The sequence below is a fragment of the Streptomyces sp. NPDC058877 genome, assembly GCF_042742855.1.
GTDB lineage: Bacteria > Actinomycetota > Actinomycetes > Streptomycetales > Streptomycetaceae > Streptomyces.
The window spans coordinates 13481-32105 of the sequence record NZ_JBHYMF010000076.1 but is presented as its reverse complement, the minus strand read 5'-3'; the positions used below and the strand labels follow the sequence as shown (position 1 = coordinate 32105).

Sequence of the window (18625 nt, the reverse complement as noted above, 5' to 3'; positions counted from 1 at the left end):
CCCGTCCGACCGCGCTTGCGTGCCGTCGCCCGATCAGCGGGCCAGTTCTTCCTTCAGTGCCTGGAGGAAGGCGTCCACGTCGTCCTCCGTGGTGTCGAAGGCGCACATCCAGCGGACGTCGCCGGCCCTCTCGTCCCAGAAGTAGAAGCGGAAGCGTTCCTGCAGCCGTCGCGTCACCTCGTGCGGCAGCCGGGCGAAGACCGCGTTGGCCTGCACCGGATAGAGGATCTCCACCCCGTCGAGGCCGCGCACCCCGGCGGCGAGGCGCTGGGCCATCGCATTGGCGTGGCGGGCGTTGCGCAGCCACAGGTCCTTCGCGAGGAGGGCCTCCAGCTGCACCGACACGAAGCGCATCTTCGACGCGAGCTGCATGGACAGCTTGCGCAGGTGCTTCATGTGGCTGACCGCGTCCGGGTTGAGGACGATGACGGCCTCGCCGAAGAGCATGCCGTTCTTCGTCCCGCCGTACGAGATCACGTCCACGCCGACCGCATTGGTGAACGCCCGCATCGGAACGTCCAGCGAGGCCGCGGCATTGGCTATGCGGGCACCATCAAGGTGCACCTTCATGCCCTTGGCATGGGCGTGCTCGACGATCGCGCGGATCTCGTCCACCGTGTAGACGGTGCCGAGCTCCGTGTTCTGGGTGATCGAGACGACCTGGGGCATGGCCCGGTGCTCGTCCTCCCAGCCCCAGGCCTGCTGGTCGATGAGCTCGGGGGTGAGCTTGCCGTCCGGAGTGGGGACGGTGAGCAGTTTGAGGCCGCCCATCCGCTCCGGCGCGCCGCCCTCGTCCACGTTGATGTGGGCGCTCTCAGCACAGACGACGGCACCCCAGCGGTCGGTGAGCGCCTGGAGGGCGGTCACGTTCGCCCCGGTTCCGTTGAAGACCGGAAAGGCCTCGGCGGTCGGGCCGAAGTGGCTGTGCACGATCCGCTGGAGGTGCTCGGTGTACTGGTCCTCGCCGTACGCGACCTGGTGACCGTCGTTGGCGAGGGCGAGGGCGGCGAGGACCTCGGGGTGGGCGCCGGCGTAGTTGTCGCTGGCGAAGCCCCGGACCGACGGGTCGTGGTGACGACGCGCGTCGGTCCTGGGGCCGAGTGCCGCTGTCACGGCTTGGGGGTCAGCCACAGGCGCTGTCCATTCACTTCCTGGGCGGGCTTGTCCCAGAGGCCGACGATCTCGTCGGCCAGGTCCTTGACGTCGGTGAAGCCCGCGAACTTCGCATTGGGGCGCTCGGCGCGCATGGCGTCGTGCACCAATGCCTTGATCACCAGGATCGCAGCCGCCGCCTGCGGGCCGTCGTCGCCCCCCAGCTTGCGGAAGGAGTCCGCCATGGCCAGGGTCCACGCCTCGGCCGCCGCCTTGCCGGCGTTGTACGCGGCGTTGTTGGCGAGCGGCTTGTGGGCACCGACCTGGCTGACCAGGGCGTACCGACCGCGCCCGCCGGCGCGCAGCAGCCCGTCGTGGAAGGCGAGCGAGGTGTGCTGGACGGTGCGGATCAGGAGCTTCTCCAGGAAGTCCCAGTCCCGGAGGTCGGTCTCCGTGAAGGAGGAGCTGCCGCGCCAGCCGCCGACGAGGTGGACCAGTCCGTCGATCCGGCCGAACTCCTTCTCGGTCTTCTCGGCCCAGTCACGCGTGGCGCCCAGGTCGAGGAGGTCGACCGTGTCGCCGATGACCTTGGCCCCACCGTGGGCGTAGCGGGCGGCGTCGACGGCCTCCGCGAGGCGCGTCGGGTCGGCGTCGGAGGCGACGACCGTCGCGCCCGCCTCGGCGAGGCGCAGCAGGGCGGCTCGGCCCGCGGGCCCGGCCGCACCGGCGACCGCGATGACGGCGCCGTCGAGCGGCCCGCCGTTTCCGTTGGCGTTCATGGGCGACGCCTCCTCCGTGTGCTCCGTAGGTACGCTCACGCGGCGGCCTGCTCGGTCCGAGAGACGTCGGCGGCGGTGATGCCCTTGGTGTCGGCGATCACGCCCTTCATCTTCTTGGCGAGGGCCTCAAAGAACATGCTGAGCGGAAACTCGTCCGGAAGCACGTCGTCGACGAGCTTGCGCGGCGGGAGGGAGAGGTCGAGGGCGTCGGGACCCTTGGCCCACTTCGATCCCGGGTGCGGGGCGAGGTAGGTGGAGACGAACTCGTACGCCTTGAACCAGTGGACGAGCTTCGGGCGGTCGATGCCGTCGCGGTAGAGGGTCTCGATCTCGCCGCAGAGGCGGTTGGTGACCTCGGGTGCGCGCTGCCAGTCGATGGTGAGGATGTTGTCCGTCCAGCGCACCACGTCGTTCTTGTGGAGGTACGCGAAGAGGAGCTGGCCGCCCAGACCGTCGTAGTTGCGGTTGCGGTCACCGGTGAGCGGGAAGCGGAACATGCGGTCGAAGAGGACCGCGTACTGCACGTCACGGCCGTGCACGTTGCCCTCGGACTCCAGCTTCACGGCCTCCTTGAAGGCGGTGAGGTCGCAGCGGAGCTCCTCCAGGCCGTACATCCAGAAGGGCTGGCGCTGCTTGATCATGAAGGGGTCGAAGGGCAGGTCGCCGCGGCTGTGGGCGCGGTCGTGGACCATGTCCCAGAGGACGAAGGCCTGCTCGCAGCGCTTCTGGTCGCCGACCATGGCGGCGATGTCCTCGGGCAGGTCGATGCCGAGGGTGTCGACGGCGGCCTCAGTGACCTTGCGGAAGCGCGCGGCCTCGCGGTCGCAGAAGATGCCGCCCCAGGTGAAGCGCTCGGGAACCTCACGGACGGCGACGGTCTCCGGGAAGAGGACGGCCGAGTTGGTGTCGTACCCGGCGGTGAAGTCCTCGAAGGTGATGCCGCAGAAGCCGGGGTTGTCGTAGCGGGTGCGCTCCAGCTCGGAGAGCCACTCCGGCCAGACCATGCGGAGCACGACGGCCTCGAAGTTGCGGTCCGGGTTGCCGTTCTGCGTGTACATCGGGAAGAGCACGAGGTGCTGGAGCCCGTCGGCCCGCCCCGCGGCCGGGTGGAACTCCATCAGGGAGTCCAGGAAGTCGGGCACGACGAATCCGCCCTCGACCCACTTACGCAGGTCGGCGATGAGGGCGCGGTGGTACGCACCGTCGTGCGGCACGAGCGGGGAGAGCTGCTCCACGGCCGCGACGAGGCGGTCCACGGTGAGCTCGACCAGCGCGCGGGCGGGGGCGCCCTCGGCGTCGAAGTCGATGGAACCGTCTGCGCTCTGCCAGGGACGGATCTCCTCCACGGCATTCTTGAGCTCGGTCCAAGCCGGGTGGTCGACCACCCGGGCATCGGTGGATATCTCCCCACCGGTCACGTCCTGCACAAGAATTTCCGTCATGCCTCTTCCTCCACAGGAGAACCTTGCGTCAAAACACGGTAACCATCGGCGCTTCTTTCACACAAGGGGAGCAAGAGAAATTATTCGGCAGGACCCCCCCGACGGCAGGATTTTTTCCTGTCCGTCAGGGTGGAAGCCACGCTTCCGCCGCGCCGGGGTCAGTTCAGCGGCTTGATCAGCAGCTCGAACTCCAGGTCGTCGCGCTGGGGCAGCCCGAACCGCTCGTCACCGTAGGGGAACGGGGTCATGCGCCCGGTGCGCCGGTAGCCGCGCCGCTCGTACCAGGCGATCAGCTCCGCTCGCACCGAGATCACCGTCATGTGCATCTCCCGGACATCCCAGAGCTCGCGCACCCGGCGCTCGGCCTCGGCGAGGACCTGCTTGCCCAGACCCGCGCCCTGCAACTCGGGCCGGACTGCGAACATCCCGAAGTAGGCCGCCTCCCCCCGGTGCTCCAACTGGCAGCAGGCGACGGCCTCTCCGTCCCGCTCCACCACCAGGAGTCGACTCCCGGGAGCGGTGATGACACCGGCGACGCCCTCGCGGTCGGTGCGCTGCCCCTGCAGGATGTCCGCCTCCGTGGTCCAACCGGCCCGGCTGGCGTCGCCCCGGTAGGCCGACTCGACGAGCGGCACGAGGGCCGGTACGTCGTCGAGGACCGCTTCGCGATAGCTGATCCGGCCGGTCTCCCGGGACGTGACGGTGTCCATGCTGCGGGGCTCCCCTCGGGCGTTGACGATCGACGTGCGCGATCGCCCCGAGCCTAACCCGCGCGCCTTCCGCTCCCCCTCGTACATCCGTGCGCGCCCGTGCGCCCGCGTGCGACGCACGACACGCGGGCATGGCTTCGGGAAGGGACGGCATCGAGGGGGAGGTGGGCCGTGCACGGACCGGCGCTGTCCGGGTGGCTCCTGGTCGCACTGTGCGCAGCCACCGGCGCGTACTGCCTGCTGCGGATGCGCGGCCGTGCGAGGGAGGAGCGACGGGCCGCGGGCAGTGAGGCGGTGATGGGGTTCGGAATGGCCTTCATGGCACTGCCCGCCGCGGTGCTGACGCCGCCCGACTGGAGCTGGGCCGTGTACGCGACGGTGTTCGGCGCAGCAGCGCTGCACGGCCTCCTGGCGGTTCGACGCGGCGGTCACCACCTGCACCACCTGGTGGGTTCGCTCGCCATGGTCTACATGGCCGTGGCGATGGGAGTGCCCGGCGGGTCGGAGGCCCACGCGGGACATGCGGGACACGGGGCGGGGGCACCGGGCGGCGTCCCCCTGCTCACCGGCGGACTCCTCCTCTACTACGCGGGCTACGCGCTGCACGCGGGAGCGCGCATCGTGCCGGTGGCGGCAGCAGCAACCGTCGGTGTTCCCGGCCCCGCCTGGACGAACCGGCCCGAGCTGGCCCTGGCCTGCCGGCTCTCGATGGCGCTCGCCATGTTCGCGATGCTGCTCACCCTGTGAGGCCGCAGCCGCCCAAGAGACCCCGGCACCGTTCGGCCCGACGCCAGGGCACTCCGGTCAATCAAACCGTGGCGTACGTCACTTGCCGTCCGAGGGCATACCCCCGTCGAGTACCGCGCTCATAGGCTGAGCCCATGTGGGTCTCCCTCGCGCTGTTCCTGCTCGGCGTCCTGACCGCCCTCGTGGCCCCCCGCCTCCTGGCCCGGGCGGACTGGGTGGAGCGAGAACCCGTGGTGGCCCTGTGGGCGTGGCAGTGCACGGTGGCCACCGTGCTGCTGAGCTTCGCGCTCTCCATGACCTTCAGCGCCTCGACGGCCTGGCAGGGCGTACGCGGCCAGGTCTTCGCACCCGCACCGCGCGCAGTGGTCGACGCCTACGAACTCACCACGACCGGCCCCTGGTCCGCGGTGCTCGCCGTGCTCCTGGCGGCCGGTGGGCTCTGGTCCGGGGCCATGCTCGGCCGGGAGGTCGGGCGGGCCCGTGCCCGGCGGCGACAGCGCCGCAACGAGCTGCTGGTCCGTGCTCCCCTGCTCCCCGGGGAGCAGCCGCGCAGCGAGCGGCTCGTGGTGCTGGAGGGCGAGCGGGCGGACGTCTGGTGGATGGCGGGGCCGACGCCCCGACTGGTCATCACCACGGCGGCGCTGCAACGCCTGAAGGGACGCCAGCTGGACGCGGTCCTGGCGCACGAGCAGGGGCACGCCAGGGCCCGGCACGACTGGCTGTTGCACTGCTCGACGGCGCTGGCCGCGGGCTTCCCGGGCATCCCCGTCTTCACCGCCTTCCGCGAAGAGATGCACCGACTGGTGGAACTGGCCGCCGACGACGTGGCCTCGCGTCGGTTCGGGCGCCTGACGGTCGCCCTCGCCCTGGTCGAACTGAACGAGGACCGCGGCGTGTTCGGCCCCGGCCACACCCCTGAGGCCGATCTGCCGCAGCGGGTGAACCGCCTGCTCACGGCCACTCCCCGACTCACGGCCGGGCGCCGGCTGCGACTGACGGCAGCCGCGTCCCTGGTCCCCGTGGTCCCGGTGCTCGTGGCCTTCGCGCCCGTGCTCCGCACCCTGGGGTAACGACGCGTGGCGACCCTCACCACGAAGGCCGACCGGACGGCGCAGGGCGGGGGACCCGAAACCGGCGGGACACGGGGCCCCGCCGGGACACGCGGGGCGCGCCCGGTCGGGCAGGATCGGCTCATGCGCACCTCAGCCGTGGCATCCGGAGTCCTGGCCGCCCTGTTGCTCCTGCTCGTCGCCGTGCAATGGTCGCCGCTGCTCTCCTTCGACCGGTCGGTCGCGGAGGCGCTCCACCGGAGCGCCCTCGCCCACCCCGGGTTCACCCGCCTCAACCGTGTGCTCAGCGATTGGGCGTGGGACCCCTGGACGATGCGCGCCCTGGGCGCCGGTGCGGCCGTGCTGCTGTGGTGGCGGCGGGAGCGCAGGGCGGCGCTCTGGGTGGTCGGCACCCTCCTGTTCGCCGTCGGGCTGGAGCAGGGGCTCAAGGCACTGGTCGGGCGGGACAGGCCCCGGTGGAGCGACCCCGTCGACTCCGCTCAGTACGCCGCCTTCCCGTCCGGGCACGCCCTGACGGCGACGGTCGCCTGCGGGCTGCTGCTGTGGGTCCTCGCCCTGCACTGGCGGGCCGGGTGGCGCGGCTGGGGCACCCTGGCGGGCGTTGCCGTGGCCTCGGTGCTCGGGGTCGGTTGGACCCGGGTCTACCTGGGCGTGCACTGGCCCTCGGACGTCCTGGAGGGCTGGCTGCTCGGCTGGTGCTGCGTGGTCACAGCGGTGCTCGGGTACCGCAGGGGCGCGTGGAGGGCCGGAAAGAAGGGCGAGGACGACACCGCCGACCCGGGAAGCAGCGGGAGCAGAATGGGAGAAGAGGAGTGAAACCGCCTGTTCTGGACGATCCCCCGTGTCGCCCAGAACAGACGGCCTGCCCGTCGTCCTGCCACGGGGGCATGACGACGGGATGCGCCGAGTATATTGGCCGGCAGCCAGTCAACGCAGGAGTCCAGCATGTCCCCGCGTAGCCCATCGGTCAATGAAGAGCTCCGCCGTCGGTCGCGGGAGCGGATTCTCCAGGCCACCGTGGAGCTGGTGGACGCGCACGGCTACGAAGCGACGACGCTCGGCGACATCGCGGAACGGGCCGGGACGGCGCGGGGACTCATCTCCTACTACTTCCCGGGCAAGCGGCAGCTGCTCCAGGCAGCGGTGCACAGACTGATGCACCGCACCCTGGAGGCGGCGCTGGAGCGCGAGCCCCGCACGGAGGACGGCCACGAGCGGCTGGCCCGCGCGATCGACGCGATCCTGGGGCTCGCAGTGGAGCGGCCCACCCTGATGCGGACGCACATGGCACTGATCCTGCAGGCCGAAGGCTTCGTGCAGGATCAGGAGCAGCAGCGCCTGGCCTTCCTGCTGCGGGACACGGTCACGCGGTACGGCTCCGCGGACGTGGACACGGACTACCCGCTCCTGCGCGCCCTGCTGATGGGCGCGGTGGTGGCGGTGCTGCTGCCGGGGGCCCCGATGCCGTTGGCGCGCCTGCGGTCGGAGCTGTTCCAGCGGTACGGACTCGACTGGGAGGCGGGGACGCCGCCGGACGGGGGTCCGCCCGACGGCGCTCCGTCACCCCGGCACCCGGCCGGCCGTCACTCCTCCGGTCAGTCGTCGAGGTCGAAGTAGTCCGGCTGGGACTGGACGTTCAGACGGTCCATCCGGATCCGCTTCGCCGGGTCCGTGCGCCGGTCGGAGAGCTTCAGGACGTCGAAGCCCTTGGCGATGTCGTTCGAGTAGATGTGGCCGTTGTAGTAGTACGCGGACCAGGAGCCGCCCACGGAAAGACCGGTTGCGGAGAGCGGGCCGCGCTCGAAGTAGGCGATCTCCTTCGGTGCGGTCGAGTCGGTGAAGTCCCAGACGGAGACGCCGCCCTGGTACCAGGCCTGGACCATGAGGTCCTTGCCCTTGACCGGGATGAGGGAGCCGTTGTGGGCGACGCAGTTCTCGGTGTCGGCCTGGTGGCGCGGGATCTTGTAGTAGCTGCGGAAGACGAGCTTGCGCCGGTCGCCCTTGCCGACGATGTCGTAGATGCCGTCGGCGCCCCGGTTCGGGCCGACGGCGGCGTTGCAGGTGGCTCCGCCGCCACCGCCGAGCTCGTCGGTGAAGACGACCTTGTTCGCCTTCTGGTTGAAGGTCGCGGAGTGCCAGAAGGAGAAGTTGACGTTGTCCTGGACCTGGTCGATGACCCGCGGGTGCTCGGGGTCCTTGATGTCGAAGAGGATGCCGTCCCCCATGCAGGCGCCGGCGGCGAGGTCCTCCCCCGGCAACACGGTGATGTCGTGGCAGCCCGTGGTCTTGGAGACGCCGGGATGGGTGGGCGCGCCCGGGTTGCCGCCGCCGTCCGGCCCCTCGCCGGGGAAGAGGACGGGGAAGTTGACGACCGCAGCCCGCTCCGGCGCCTTGCGGGGCACCTTGATGACGGAGATGCCGTCGTGCGGGGGCTGGCAGTCCGGGAAGGCCACGTTGGGGGAGTACGAGGAGACGTACACGTAGACGTCCTTGCCCTTGGGCAGGATCGTGTGGGTGTGCGAACCGCAGGCGGTCTCGACGGCTGCGACGTACCGGGGGTTGGCGATGTCGCTGATGTCGAAGATCTTGATGCCCTCCCAGGACTCCTTCACCGAGGCGGGCTGCGTCGTGCTGGTGCACGAGTCGTCGCTCCGGGAGGAGTCGGTGGAGAGGAAGAGGAGGTCCCCGGAGACGGAGACGTCGTTCTGGGATCCGGGGCAGAGCACCTGGGCGACGGTCTTCGGGTCCTTCGGGTTGCCGATGTCAAAGATCCGGAAGCCGTCGTAGTTCCCGGCGAAGGCGTACTCGCCCTGGAAGGCGAGGTCCGTGTTGAAGCCCTTGAGGGCGTCCTTGGGGACGTTCGCGAGGTGCTCGATGTTCGGGGTGTGGACGATCTCGTCCACACCGGGCACCTCACCGGCCTGCGCGGCGGAGCCCTCCCCGACCGTCCGCTGCGGGGCTGCGACGCCCCGCGTGGAGGGCGGGTACCCGGGGTCGGGGATGGCTGCCGCCGGGCTGGCCGCGAGCAGGGCCGCCAGCAGCCCGGCGGCGACGGACGCCGCGCCCGGTCGTCTGAACCGGGCGCGCACGTCGCGCGTGTCGGAGGTGGTACGCGGGGTACGCAACGAAGTCACTCCGTCCTCCCTGGTGTCCGTTCGGCTGTGAACGGGTGTGGGACCCGGGCAGTATCTTCCTTGCCATGACCATCTCAACAGATGGCCATGTGGACACCTGGAAGGTTTTCGACCGACCCCCCGGTGAAAGTGCTAGGAGCGGCCGTCGCTCCCTCAAGCACACCTGGAGATCGCCTTGTTGACCTTCCGTCAGCGCGTCATCGCCGCCTTGGGCCTGCCCCTCGCCGCCGCACTCGCCCTGAGCGCCTGCGAGTCGGGGCCGGAAGCGGAACAGCAGGCCTCGACCCCGACCGGCCCGACGGTCGTGGCACCGGGAAGGCCTGGTGAACCGGCCCGCCGGATATCCCCCGAGGAGGCCGCCCGCCTCCTCCCCGACGAGCGGCCGAACGGTGCGGACTTCCGTTACGTGCAGATGATGACGGTGCACCACCGGCAGGCCCTGACGATGACGGACCTGGCCCCGCAACGGGCCTCCTCCCCCCGGGTGCGGAAGGTCGCCGAGCGGATAGCGGCGGCACAGCGCCCGGAGATCGACGCGATGGAAGCCTGGCTGAAAAACAACGGAGGACCGCGCGAGCAGGACGGTCACGACCACCGTTCGATGCCGGGCATGGCGTCCGAGGAGCAACTGCGGGAGCTGGCGGACGCGAAGGGCGGGACCTTCGACACGCTCTTCCTGAAGCTCATGATCACGCACCACGAGGGGGCCGTGACGATGGCGGTCGAGGCCCTGGGGAAGGGAAACGACGTCCTCGTGGAGGAGATGGCGAACGACGTGATCGCCCAGCAGACCGCGGAGATCGACCGCATGCGCTCGATGTAGCCGCAGCCGCTCGACGGAGGGGCGGGGGTCAGCCCTCGCCCCCCTCTCGCTCCGCCTGCGCGTCGACCGAGGCCAGGACGGAGTCGAGGAGGCCGGGGAAGAGGGCGTCGAGGTCCTCCCTGCGGAGCGCGTTGAGCTTGGCCGTGCCGCGGTACACCTGCTGGATGACGCCGCTCTCGCGAAGCACCCGGAAGTGGTGCGTGGTCGTGGACTTGGTGACCGGGAGGTCGAAGTGCGAACAGCTCAGTTCGACCCCCTCACGCGCCATGTCCCGCACGATCCTCAGGCGCACCGCGTCCGAGAGCGCGTGCAGCACCTCTTCGAGGCGGATCCGATCGCGCGCGGGGTGCTCGAGGACGCGCGGGTTCGTGGTGGTCGTCACGCGGCGGCTCCACTTCATCCGGGGTGGGATCCATTGTACGAGAATCCTCGTAGTTTGACAGTCCCCGTACTACGATGACTATCGTACGAGGACCTTCGAGGCATCCCGAAACGGAGTCCGTCATGAGCGTCGCCCTCTTCGAGCCCTACACCTTGCGTTCCCTGACCGTGCCCAACCGGGTCTGGATGGCGCCCATGTGCCAGTACTCGGCGGAGACCACCGGACCACGGACGGGCGTCGCCGGCGACTGGCACTTCGCCCACTACGCGGCCCGGGCCACCGGCGGTGCCGGACTGATCCTCGTCGAGGCGACCGCCGTCGCCCCCGAGGGCCGCATCAGCCCGGCGGACCTCGGACTCTGGAACGACGCCCAGGTCGACGGGCTGCGCTGGATCACCGGCTTCCTCAAGGAGCACGGCACCGTACCCGGCATCCAGCTCGGGCACGCCGGACGCAAGGCCTCGACCAACCGGCCCTGGGAAGGTCGCGGTCCGGTCGCCCCGGGCACCGGCTGGCAGCCCGTCGGCCCCAGCCCGGTCGAGTTCGCCGAGGGATACCCGGTGCCGACCGAGCTGACCGCGGAGCGGATCCGGGAGATCACCGCGCAGTTCGCGGACGCGGCCCGGCGCGCCCTGGAAGCAGGCTTCGAGGTGGTCGAGGTGCACGGCGCACACGGTTACCTCATCGGCGAGTTCCTCTCCCCGCACAGCAACCACCGCACGGACGCCTACGGCGGCTCCTTCGAGAACCGGACCCGCTTCGCCTTGGAGGTGGTCGACGCGGTGCGGGCCGTGTGGCCGGAAGAACTGCCCGTCTTCTTCCGCATCTCCGCCACCGACTGGCTGGACGAACGGGGCTGGACCGTCGGCGAGACCGTGCGCTTCGCCGCGCTCCTGCGCGAACACGGGGTCGATCTCCTCGACGTCTCCAGCGGCGGCAACGGCGGACCGGCCGAGATCCCGGTGGGGCCCGGCTACCAGGTCCCCTTCGCCGCGCGCGTCAAGGCGGAGACCGGGCTGCCGGTGGCTGCGGTCGGCCTGATCACCGAGGGCGAGCAGGCCGAGAAGATCCTCGCCAACGGCGAGGCGGACGCGGTCCTGCTCGGCCGCGAACTGTTGCGCGACGCCTCCTGGCCGCGCCGCACCGCCCGCGCGTTGGGCGGCGAGTTGCCGGCCCCGTCACCGTACGCCTGGGCGATCTGATCCGGGGCCGAACGGGGAGCGCCTCCGAGGTGGTTGTCAGTGGCCGGGTGCAGACTGACCGCATCAGTGACGACGGCGTCCCGGAGGTGGCGACCATGCCCGACGTACTCCTCACCGTGGGCACCCGCAAGGGTCTCTTCATCGGCCGGAGGCACGGCGGACGGTGGGAATTCGACGATCCCGCCTTCCCGGCGCAAGCGGTGTACTCGGTCGCCATCGACACCCGCCGCCCCGTCCGACGGGTGCTCGTCGGCGGGCACAGCAGCCACTGGGGCCCCTCCGTCTTCCACTCGGACGACCTCGGCAGGACGTGGACCGAGCCGCCGAAGCCGGCGGTGAGGTTCCCCGAGGACACCGGTGCGTCACTGGAACGGGTCTGGCAACTGCACCCGGCCCCCGCCCACTCCCCCGACGTCGTGTACGCCGGCACGGAGCCCGCGGCGCTCTTCCGGTCGACGGACGGCGGGGAGTCGTTCGCGCTCGTCCGTCCCCTGTGGGAGCATCCGACCCGTTCCCGCTGGGTGCCGGGCGGCGGCGGCGAAGCGGTGCACACCGTCATCACCGACCGGCACGACCCGGACGCGCTCACGGTCGCCGTGTCAACGGCGGGGGTGTTCCGTTCCCGGAACGGCGGGGCGTCCTGGGAACCTTCCAACCGTGGCGTGTCCGCCGTGTTCCTGCCGGACCCGCACCCGGAGTTCGGGCAGTGCGTGCACAAGATCGCCCAGGACGCGGTCAACGTGGACCGGCTCTACCTCCAGAACCACTGGGGCGTGTTCCGCAGCGATGACGCGGGTGCGAGCTGGACCGACATCGGGGACGGCCTCCCCTCCGACTTCGGCTTCGCCGTCGCCGCGCACCCACACCGCCCCGACACGGCGTACGTCTTCCCTATCGCCGCGGACTCCGACCGCGTCCCGGCCGACCACCGATGCCGCGTCTACCGCACGACGGACGCGGGCGACGCCTGGGAGCCGTTGAGCCGGGGGCTGCCCGAGGGCGACCACTACGGCACGGTGCTGCGGGACGCCCTGTGCACCGATGACGCGGACCCGGCGGGCATCTACTTCGGCAACCGGAACGGCGAGCTGTACGCGAGCGCCGACGACGGCGACACCTGGCAGGTGCTGGCACAGCACCTGCCGGACGTGCTGTGCGTACGGGCGGCGGTGATCTGAACGGCCGTGACCGGACCTCGCCGACCGGCCGGAACGCCGGGGTCGCGTTCCGGGGCCGACCCCGGAACGCTCAGGGCAGGCGCCAGTCCACCGGCTGGGCCCCCATGCCGAGGAGCATCTCGTTCGCCCGGCTGAAGGGACGGGAGCCGAAGAAGCCGCGGTCCGCCGACATCGGGGAGGGGTGCGCCGACTCGACCACCGGAAGGTCGCCGAGGAGCGGGCGGGCATTGCGGGCGTCACGCCCCCAGAGGATCGACACCAGGGGCTTGCCCCGGGCGGCGAGCGCACGGATCGCCTGCTCCGTCACTTCCTCCCAGCCCTTGCCCCGATGGGCGGCCGGCTTGCGCGGGGCGGTGGTGAGCGCCCTGTTGAGCAGCAGGACGCCCTGACGGGTCCACGGGGTCAGATCGCCGTTGGACGGCCGGGGCAGGCCGAGGTCGGTGTGCAGTTCCCGGAAGATGTTCTCCAGGCTGCCGGGCAGCGAGCGCACCTCGGGTGCGACCGAGAAGCTGAGCCCCATCGCCATGCCCGGCGTCGGATAGGGATCCTGACCCACGATCAGTACCCGCACCTCCTCGAAGGGCTGTTGGAACGCCCGCAGGACGTTCTGCCCGGACGGCAGATAGGTCCGGCCGGCGGCGATCTCCGCCCGCAGGAAGTCGCCCATCTCGGCGACGCGCCCCGCAACGGGGCCCAACGCCTCCGCCCAACCGGGCTCCACCAGTTCGTTCAACGGTCGTGCTGTCACGGTCCGTCACTCTACCGGCCTACAGTGACAACGGGGGTCGGTCCGGACCTCCACCGCTCCCGCCCCCGACGCCGAGAATGGTGCACCGTGGTCTCCATGGGTTCCGCAGGTTCCACGAGCGATTCCTCCGGCGCCTCGGTCATCGGCGTCGACTCCGGCGGTTCCGGGCTCCGCATCGCCCTGGCCGATGCGGAGAGCGGCGCCGTCCTGGAGACGGCCTCCTCGCGGGAGCCGGTGCGCACGGGCCCCGGCGGCATCTCCGCCGACCACTTCCTGGAACAGGTGCTGCCCGCCGTCGCCGCCCTGCGGGAGCGCACCGGCGGGCTGCCGATCGCCGCCGTCGCCGTCGGCGCCGCCGGGATGGCGACCCTCGGGGACGAGCTGCGGACCGCGCTGCCGGACGCGTTCGCCGCGGCTTGGGGGGTGCGGCGGCTGGCTCTCGCCGCGGACGCCGTCACCGCGTACGCCGGGGCGCTCGGACAGCGGCCGGGCGTCGTCGTCGCGGCCGGTACGGGCCTGATCGCCCTGGGCACGGACCTGGCCTCCTGGCGACGGGTCGACGGTTGGGGGCACCTCCTCGGCGACTGCGGCAGCGGCGCCTGGATCGGCCGGGCGGGGCTGGAGGCGGCGCTGCGCGCCCATGACGGCCGGCGCGGCGGTTCGACCGCGCTCCTGGCCCGGGCCGAGGCGTTCTTCGGGCCGGCGGCAGGTCTGCCGGGCGTGCTCTACCCGCGGACGGACCGGCCCGCAGTACTGGCTTCCTTCGCTCCGGAGGTGGGGGCCTGCGCCGCCGCACAGGATCCCGTGGCGACCGAGATCCTCACACGGGCCGGAAGGCACATCGCCGAAGCGGCCGAGGCCGCGTGCCCGACGGGACCGGGGGCCGTGGTGGCGCTCACCGGAGGCCTCTTCAAGATGGGCGGGCCACTGCTCGGGCCGCTGCGCGTCGCGCTGGACACGGTCCTTCCGCAGGCCCGGACCGCAGGGGCGGCGGGTGATCCACTGGCCGGAGCGGTGGCCCTCGCGACCGCGCTCGCGGCCGATGCCCTGCGACTGCCGGAGGACCCTTCGCTCCTCCGTCTCTTCGGCGCCGAAACCCGTTAGCGCGGGACGTCCGGGCAGGTGGGAAGCGGTCTGCCGCTGCCGTCCCGGACCCGCCGGTCGCCCCTCCGGGACGGAAACGGAACGGAGGCCCCGATCGAGACCGGACATAGGGGGGCAGAAGGCGCGCGACCGCACCTCAGCCAACGGCGCGGCGGGCGAAACCAGTAGCATGCGGCGCCATGAGCACCCCCACTGGGCCTGCTTCCGGCCTGCCTGTACGAATGCCTCGACCCCGCCAGTCCGGGCGGCACCGTCGCCCCGAACCCGCGGCGGCGCCCGAGGGCGCTCCCGCACTCGTTCTCGCCGTTCCCGGCGCGCCGTCGTCCGCCATACGCTCGCTGGCCGAAGAGGTCGTGAGCATCGCCCGCTCCGAGCTGCCCGGCCTGGAGGCCGCGATCGGCTTCCTGGAGGGCGATGACGCCGAGTACCCGTCCCTGACGGCCGTCCTCACGGCCGCCGCCAAGCTGCGGACCGAGCGGTACGAGCTGGCCCTGGCCGCCGGTCGCGAGGCCACTGCCCCGACCGGGCCGGACGCGGTCGTCGTTCCGCTGCTCGCCGGCCCGGACAGCGCCCAGATGCGCCAGGTGCGCCAGGCCCTGATGGACGGCGGCAACACCACGGAACTGACCGACGTCCTCGGCCCGCACCCGCTGCTCGCCGAGGCGCTGCACGTGCGCCTCTCCGAGGCGGGCCTCGCCCGCGCCGACCGCGCCCGACTGTTCACCGTCGCGACGGCCGCCGACGGCATCATCCTGGCCACGGTCGGCGGCGAGGAAGCCGTGCAGGCCGCCGGCATCACCGGCATGCTTCTCGCCGCGCGCCTCGCCGTCCCGGTGATGGCCGCCGCGCTCGACCAGGAGGGCTCCATCTCCTCGGTGGCCGAGCAGCTGCGCGCAGCCGGCTCGGAGCAGCTGGCCCTCGCCCCGTACCTGATCGGCCCCGAGCTGGCCGAGGGCCTCCTCGACGAGGCCGCGAAGGAAGCCGGCTGCGCCGCAGCCGAACCGCTGGGGGCCTACCCGGCCATCGGCAAGCTGGTGCTCTCGCAGTACACGACCGCGCTCGGCCTTCCGCCGCAGCAGTCGCAGGGCACTCCCTCGCTCTGAGACGGCGCTGCCGCGTCACACGGAAGGGTCCGCTCCGGAAAACGTCCGGTGTGGACCCTTCGTCGTGTCCGGCCGCGGCCCGCTCCGAAGCTCAGCCGAGGACGATGCAGGAGGCAGCGGGAGCGGCGACCGAACCCGCTGGGGACGGGATCCCGGTCGCCGGGTCGAGGGCGAACCAGGTGACGTCTCCGGAGCGCTCGTTCGCCGCGTACAGCCACCGTCCGGAGGGGTCGAGGGACAGGTCGCGCGGCCAGGAACCTCCACAGGGGACGGTGGCCACCAACTCCGCCACAGCGCCCTCCCCGTCCAGGGCGAGCACCGCGATGCCGTCGGTTCCGCGCACCGCGGCCCACAGGAAGCGGCCGTCGGGGGCGGCGACCACTCCGGACGGGTAGGCGGGCCCCGGCGTCCCCTCGGGAACGACGGCCGTCTCGCCGAGCGGTTCGAGCACGCCCTCGACGGCGTCCCAGCGACAGACGGTGAGGGCGGGCCGCAGTTCGTTCAGGACGTACGCGTGCGTGCCCGCCGGATGGAAGACGAGGTGGCGCGGCCCCGTGCCGGGGCTCAGGGCGGTCTCGCCGTGGAGCGCGAGCGTCCCGGTCTCCGGATCGAGGGCGCAGATCCTCACCGAGTCGGTGCCGAGGTCCACGCTGACGATCCAGTTCCCGCTGGGGTCGGGGAGGACCTGGTGGGCGTGCGGGCCGGCCTGCCGGTCGACCACGGGGCCGCCGCCCTCGTGCTGCAGGACCGTCGTGGCGGGACGAACGGTGCCGTCTGCGGCGAGGGGCAGGACGGTGACGCTGCCGGAAGAGTAGTTCGCGGTCAGGAGGTGGCCGGCGGCGAGCGCCAGATGGGTGGGCCCCGAGCCGTCGACGGGGACGGGCGGGCCGAGCGGTCGGGGGGCGGGCCCGGTGACGTCGAAGGCCGCCACCGCACCCGCGTCGGTCTCGGACACGGCGTGCAGCACCGACCCGGCGAGCGCGAGGAACGAGGGGTCCGCGACGGCGTCGCAGGCTCCGGTGACCGTCAGCGCCCCCGTTTCCGCGTCCGCCTCCGCGGCGAGCACCCCGCGTCCGCCGGCCGTGGTGAAGGAGCCGATGAACGCCCGTGCCCGGCGCTGCTCCCGATCCGTTGCTGTGTCGCCCACGGCGTCTCCCTGTCCGTTGGCCCGGTCCCGGTCGACCGGTCTCGTCGGGCCGACGGTAGCAGGCGGTCTAGACCAAAGCCGGGGTGGACGGCGGCACCCCACGGGGGCGAACGGCAAGGAACGGGAGCCGGGCGGGGAACCCGGCGCACCGGTCCGCCCCCCTGGGCCGGCGTCCAGCGCTCCGAGCGCGACGGGCCGGGCCCGTCACCGTCCGCAGGACCGGTTCCCGTGGGCCGGGCGGGCGGGGCGGACCCGCCGGTGCACCGCGGGGCCGGGCACCGCCGGCAACCTCAGGAACGGACCAGCAGGGACCCCGGAGGCGTGCGCAGCGGTTCGTCCAGTGCCGCGAGGAGCTTCTCCAGGCCGCTGACGTGGTCGAGCGCATCGTGGCCCGCCGCCGGGGCGACCACCGCCTCCTCCGGCCCCCCGCGTCCGGCACCGGCACGACCGGCCCGCGGCGAGGTCAGACGCTCCACGGCCGCCTCGACGCGCCAGCAGGCCGCCGCGAGCCGGGCGTCGTGGCCCGCGGCCGGATCCGCCGCCACCGCGGTGAGCCCGCGGACCTCCTCCGCGCAGTCGTCGAGCAGGGCCAGCACCTGGCGCGCCCTGGCCTTGCGACTCCGGAAGGGGCTGAGCGGGTGGACCAGCGGAGCGAGGGAGAGGCGCACCCGCCCGAGCAGCAGCTCCAGCTCTGCGGCGTGCGGCATCGGGTCGGCGTCCGGTTCGCCGGACAGGCGCCGCAACGATGCGGACGTGGCTGCGCGCACGCCCTGCAGGGCCCGCTGGATCCAGGCGTCGTTGATCGCATGGGTGGTGACGGGGAGGATGAGGAGCACGGCAAGCGCGGCGCACACGGCGCCCACCGCGGTCTCCTCCAGGCGCAGCACGAGCAGCGCCGGGTCGAGCACGCCGAGGAGGCCGTACAGCAGCCCCGCCATGACCGTGACCGCCAGCATCATCCAGCTGTACGAGACGGGCGCCGTGTAGAAGATGCCGAAGACACAGAGGGCGACCAGGGCGGCCGTGGGCGCCGGGGACCCGTGGAGCGGGATGGCGACGACCATGCCGACCGCAATGCCGATCACCGTGCCGAGGACCCGGCGGAAGCCCCGCACCAGCGTCTCGCCCCGCGACACCGTGTTCACGAAGATCCACCAGGTCGTACCCACGGCCCAGTACCAACGGTCCTCGGAGAGGACCTGGCCGATGGCGAGCGCCACGGAGCAGGCGGCGGTGGCCTGCACGGCCTGCCGGGTGGTCACGCGGGCGAGACCGGCTCCGGGCAGGGGGGCCGGTGCGACTGGCGGAGGGGTGCGGCGCTCCAACGGCCACAGGACGAAGCGCACGGCGGCAGCAGCGGCCAGGGCGATGCCGACGGCGGCGTAGAGCTCGGGGAGCTGGCCGGGCACGGCGTGCAGGAACTGGGTCGTGAAGAAGTTCATGAAGGCGAAGATCCCCAGCGCATGGCCGCGGGGCCCCCAGCGCCGGGCGTAGACGCCGCAGAAGACGACCGCGAGGAAGGCGAGGTCGCGCAGGAGCGTCACGTCGTGCAGGGCGGTGGCCAGGGCGAGCACCGGAAGCCCCGCAGCCGGCAGGAGGAGGGTCGTCACGGCCTGCGCACGGACGGTGGCGTCGGTCACGGTGAACAGTGCCAGCAACGCGGCGAGCCCACCGGTGATGGAGGCCGCCAGCGAGAGCCCGGCGAGCTCCGCGAGGGCGACGGCGAGCGCGATCCCCATGACCGCCCGCAGCGAGTTCTTCAACCTGACGCGCCCCGGATCCGGCGCCACGAACATCCTCTTCACGGCGGTGAACCGCCCCCTTGTCTTGCCTTCCGCCCTGCTGCGCACCGTCCCGGGGTGGTGGGAGTGCGCGGACACGACGAAGGGCGCCGCGGTCCGGACCGGCCTCGTCGCCGCCCCGGCGCTGCGCGGCGCCGAAAGTACCTGGATATGACAAGCAAA

At 72.2% G+C, this 18625-nt stretch carries 19 protein-coding genes; 10 read left to right on the top strand and 9 right to left on the bottom strand.

The annotated features are described in order from the left end of the window. Positions 1–33: 33 nt before the first annotated feature. The 4 genes from ACFW2Y_RS19180 to ACFW2Y_RS19165 form a co-directional block, all read right to left on the bottom strand. Positions 34–1113: a threonine aldolase family protein gene (locus ACFW2Y_RS19180; protein ID WP_384880313.1), complete on the bottom strand. Its 1080-nt coding sequence runs from the start codon at positions 1111–1113 to the stop codon at positions 34–36. Further along, positions 1110–1871: an SDR family NAD(P)-dependent oxidoreductase gene (locus ACFW2Y_RS19175; protein WP_384880311.1), complete on the bottom strand. Its 762-nt coding sequence runs from the start codon at positions 1869–1871 to the stop codon at positions 1110–1112. The genes ACFW2Y_RS19180 and ACFW2Y_RS19175 overlap by 4 nt, the downstream gene beginning before the upstream one ends. A gap of 35 nt (positions 1872–1906) precedes the next feature. Next, entirely contained in the window at positions 1907–3313 is a 1407-nt protein-coding gene (locus ACFW2Y_RS19170) for a DUF6421 family protein (protein WP_384880308.1), read from the bottom strand. A 158-nt stretch (positions 3314–3471) separates the two neighbouring features. Beyond that, complete coding sequence (locus ACFW2Y_RS19165) at positions 3472–4023, bottom strand: GNAT family N-acetyltransferase (protein WP_384880306.1); 552 nt, start codon at positions 4021–4023, stop codon at positions 3472–3474. A gap of 171 nt (positions 4024–4194) precedes the next feature. Here ACFW2Y_RS19165 and ACFW2Y_RS19160 point away from each other — a divergent pair, with 171 nt between their 5' ends. The 4 genes from ACFW2Y_RS19160 to ACFW2Y_RS19145 all read left to right on the top strand — a co-directional run bounded on the left by ACFW2Y_RS19160 (position 4195) and on the right by ACFW2Y_RS19145 (position 7457). After that, positions 4195–4770 (top strand): DUF5134 domain-containing protein, encoded by a 576-nt coding sequence (locus ACFW2Y_RS19160; protein ID WP_384880304.1) that lies wholly within the window; start codon positions 4195–4197, stop codon positions 4768–4770. A 134-nt stretch (positions 4771–4904) separates the two neighbouring features. Further along, complete coding sequence (locus ACFW2Y_RS19155; protein WP_384880301.1) at positions 4905–5840, top strand: M56 family metallopeptidase; 936 nt, start codon at positions 4905–4907, stop codon at positions 5838–5840. 123 nt (positions 5841–5963) lie between these two features. Then, positions 5964–6656 carry a phosphatase PAP2 family protein gene (locus ACFW2Y_RS19150; protein WP_384880298.1) on the top strand — a complete coding sequence of 231 codons (693 nt, stop codon included), beginning with the start codon at positions 5964–5966 and terminating at the stop codon, positions 6654–6656. Between the two features lie 129 nt (positions 6657–6785). Next, the gene (locus ACFW2Y_RS19145; protein WP_384880295.1) at positions 6786–7457 is read left to right on the top strand and encodes a TetR/AcrR family transcriptional regulator; all 672 of its coding nucleotides are present in this window, start codon (positions 6786–6788) and stop codon (positions 7455–7457) included. On the opposite strand, the gene ACFW2Y_RS19140 is transcribed toward ACFW2Y_RS19145, so the two are convergent. Further along, positions 7436–8974: an LVIVD repeat-containing protein gene (locus ACFW2Y_RS19140; RefSeq protein ID WP_384880292.1), complete on the bottom strand. Its 1539-nt coding sequence runs from the start codon at positions 8972–8974 to the stop codon at positions 7436–7438. The two genes, ACFW2Y_RS19145 and ACFW2Y_RS19140, sit on opposite strands and share 22 nt — an antisense overlap. 178 nt (positions 8975–9152) lie before the next feature. On the opposite strand from ACFW2Y_RS19140, the gene ACFW2Y_RS19135 reads away from it, so the two are divergent. Further along, positions 9153–9797 carry a DUF305 domain-containing protein gene (locus tag ACFW2Y_RS19135; RefSeq protein WP_384880318.1) on the top strand — a complete coding sequence of 215 codons (645 nt, stop codon included), beginning with the start codon at positions 9153–9155 and terminating at the stop codon, positions 9795–9797. A gap of 28 nt (positions 9798–9825) precedes the next feature. Here the strand turns inward: ACFW2Y_RS19135 and ACFW2Y_RS19130 are convergent, their stop codons facing one another. Beyond that, complete coding sequence (locus ACFW2Y_RS19130; protein WP_384880289.1) at positions 9826–10179, bottom strand: ArsR/SmtB family transcription factor; 354 nt, start codon at positions 10177–10179, stop codon at positions 9826–9828. A 122-nt stretch (positions 10180–10301) separates the two neighbouring features. On the opposite strand from ACFW2Y_RS19130, the gene ACFW2Y_RS19125 reads away from it, so the two are divergent. Both ACFW2Y_RS19125 and ACFW2Y_RS19120 read left to right on the top strand, forming a co-directional pair. Then, positions 10302–11381, top strand: a complete 1080-nt coding sequence (locus ACFW2Y_RS19125; RefSeq protein WP_384880287.1) for an NADH:flavin oxidoreductase/NADH oxidase — start codon at positions 10302–10304, stop codon at positions 11379–11381. 95 nt (positions 11382–11476) lie between these two features. After that, a complete protein-coding gene (locus ACFW2Y_RS19120; protein ID WP_384880285.1) occupies positions 11477–12559 on the top strand; it encodes a WD40/YVTN/BNR-like repeat-containing protein in 1083 nt (360 codons plus the stop codon). A gap of 70 nt (positions 12560–12629) precedes the next feature. Here the strand turns inward: ACFW2Y_RS19120 and ACFW2Y_RS19115 are convergent, their stop codons facing one another. Continuing rightward, positions 12630–13307: a uracil-DNA glycosylase gene (locus tag ACFW2Y_RS19115; protein ID WP_384880283.1), complete on the bottom strand. Its 678-nt coding sequence runs from the start codon at positions 13305–13307 to the stop codon at positions 12630–12632. Between the two features lie 96 nt (positions 13308–13403). Between ACFW2Y_RS19115 and ACFW2Y_RS19110 the strand changes: the two genes are divergently transcribed. Together ACFW2Y_RS19110 and ACFW2Y_RS19105 are read left to right on the top strand one after the other, a co-directional pair. After that, positions 13404–14411, top strand: coding sequence for an N-acetylglucosamine kinase (locus ACFW2Y_RS19110; RefSeq protein WP_384880280.1), 1008 nt, complete (start codon positions 13404–13406; stop codon positions 14409–14411). 179 nt (positions 14412–14590) lie between these two features. After that, the gene (locus tag ACFW2Y_RS19105; protein ID WP_384880277.1) at positions 14591–15514 is read left to right on the top strand and encodes a sirohydrochlorin chelatase; all 924 of its coding nucleotides are present in this window, start codon (positions 14591–14593) and stop codon (positions 15512–15514) included. A gap of 91 nt (positions 15515–15605) precedes the next feature. On the opposite strand, the gene ACFW2Y_RS19100 is transcribed toward ACFW2Y_RS19105, so the two are convergent. After that, on the bottom strand, positions 15606–16661 hold the full coding sequence (locus tag ACFW2Y_RS19100; RefSeq protein WP_384880275.1) for a lactonase family protein: 1056 nt from the start codon (positions 16659–16661) through the stop codon (positions 15606–15608). A 290-nt stretch (positions 16662–16951) separates the two neighbouring features. Then, entirely contained in the window at positions 16952–18457 is a 1506-nt protein-coding gene (locus tag ACFW2Y_RS19095; protein ID WP_384880316.1) for an FUSC family protein, read from the bottom strand. Here ACFW2Y_RS19095 and ACFW2Y_RS19090 point away from each other — a divergent pair. Beyond that, positions 18399–18617, top strand: coding sequence for a hypothetical protein (locus ACFW2Y_RS19090; RefSeq protein ID WP_384880321.1), 219 nt, complete (start codon positions 18399–18401; stop codon positions 18615–18617). The two genes, ACFW2Y_RS19095 and ACFW2Y_RS19090, sit on opposite strands and share 59 nt — an antisense overlap. Positions 18618–18625: the final 8 nt, after the last annotated feature.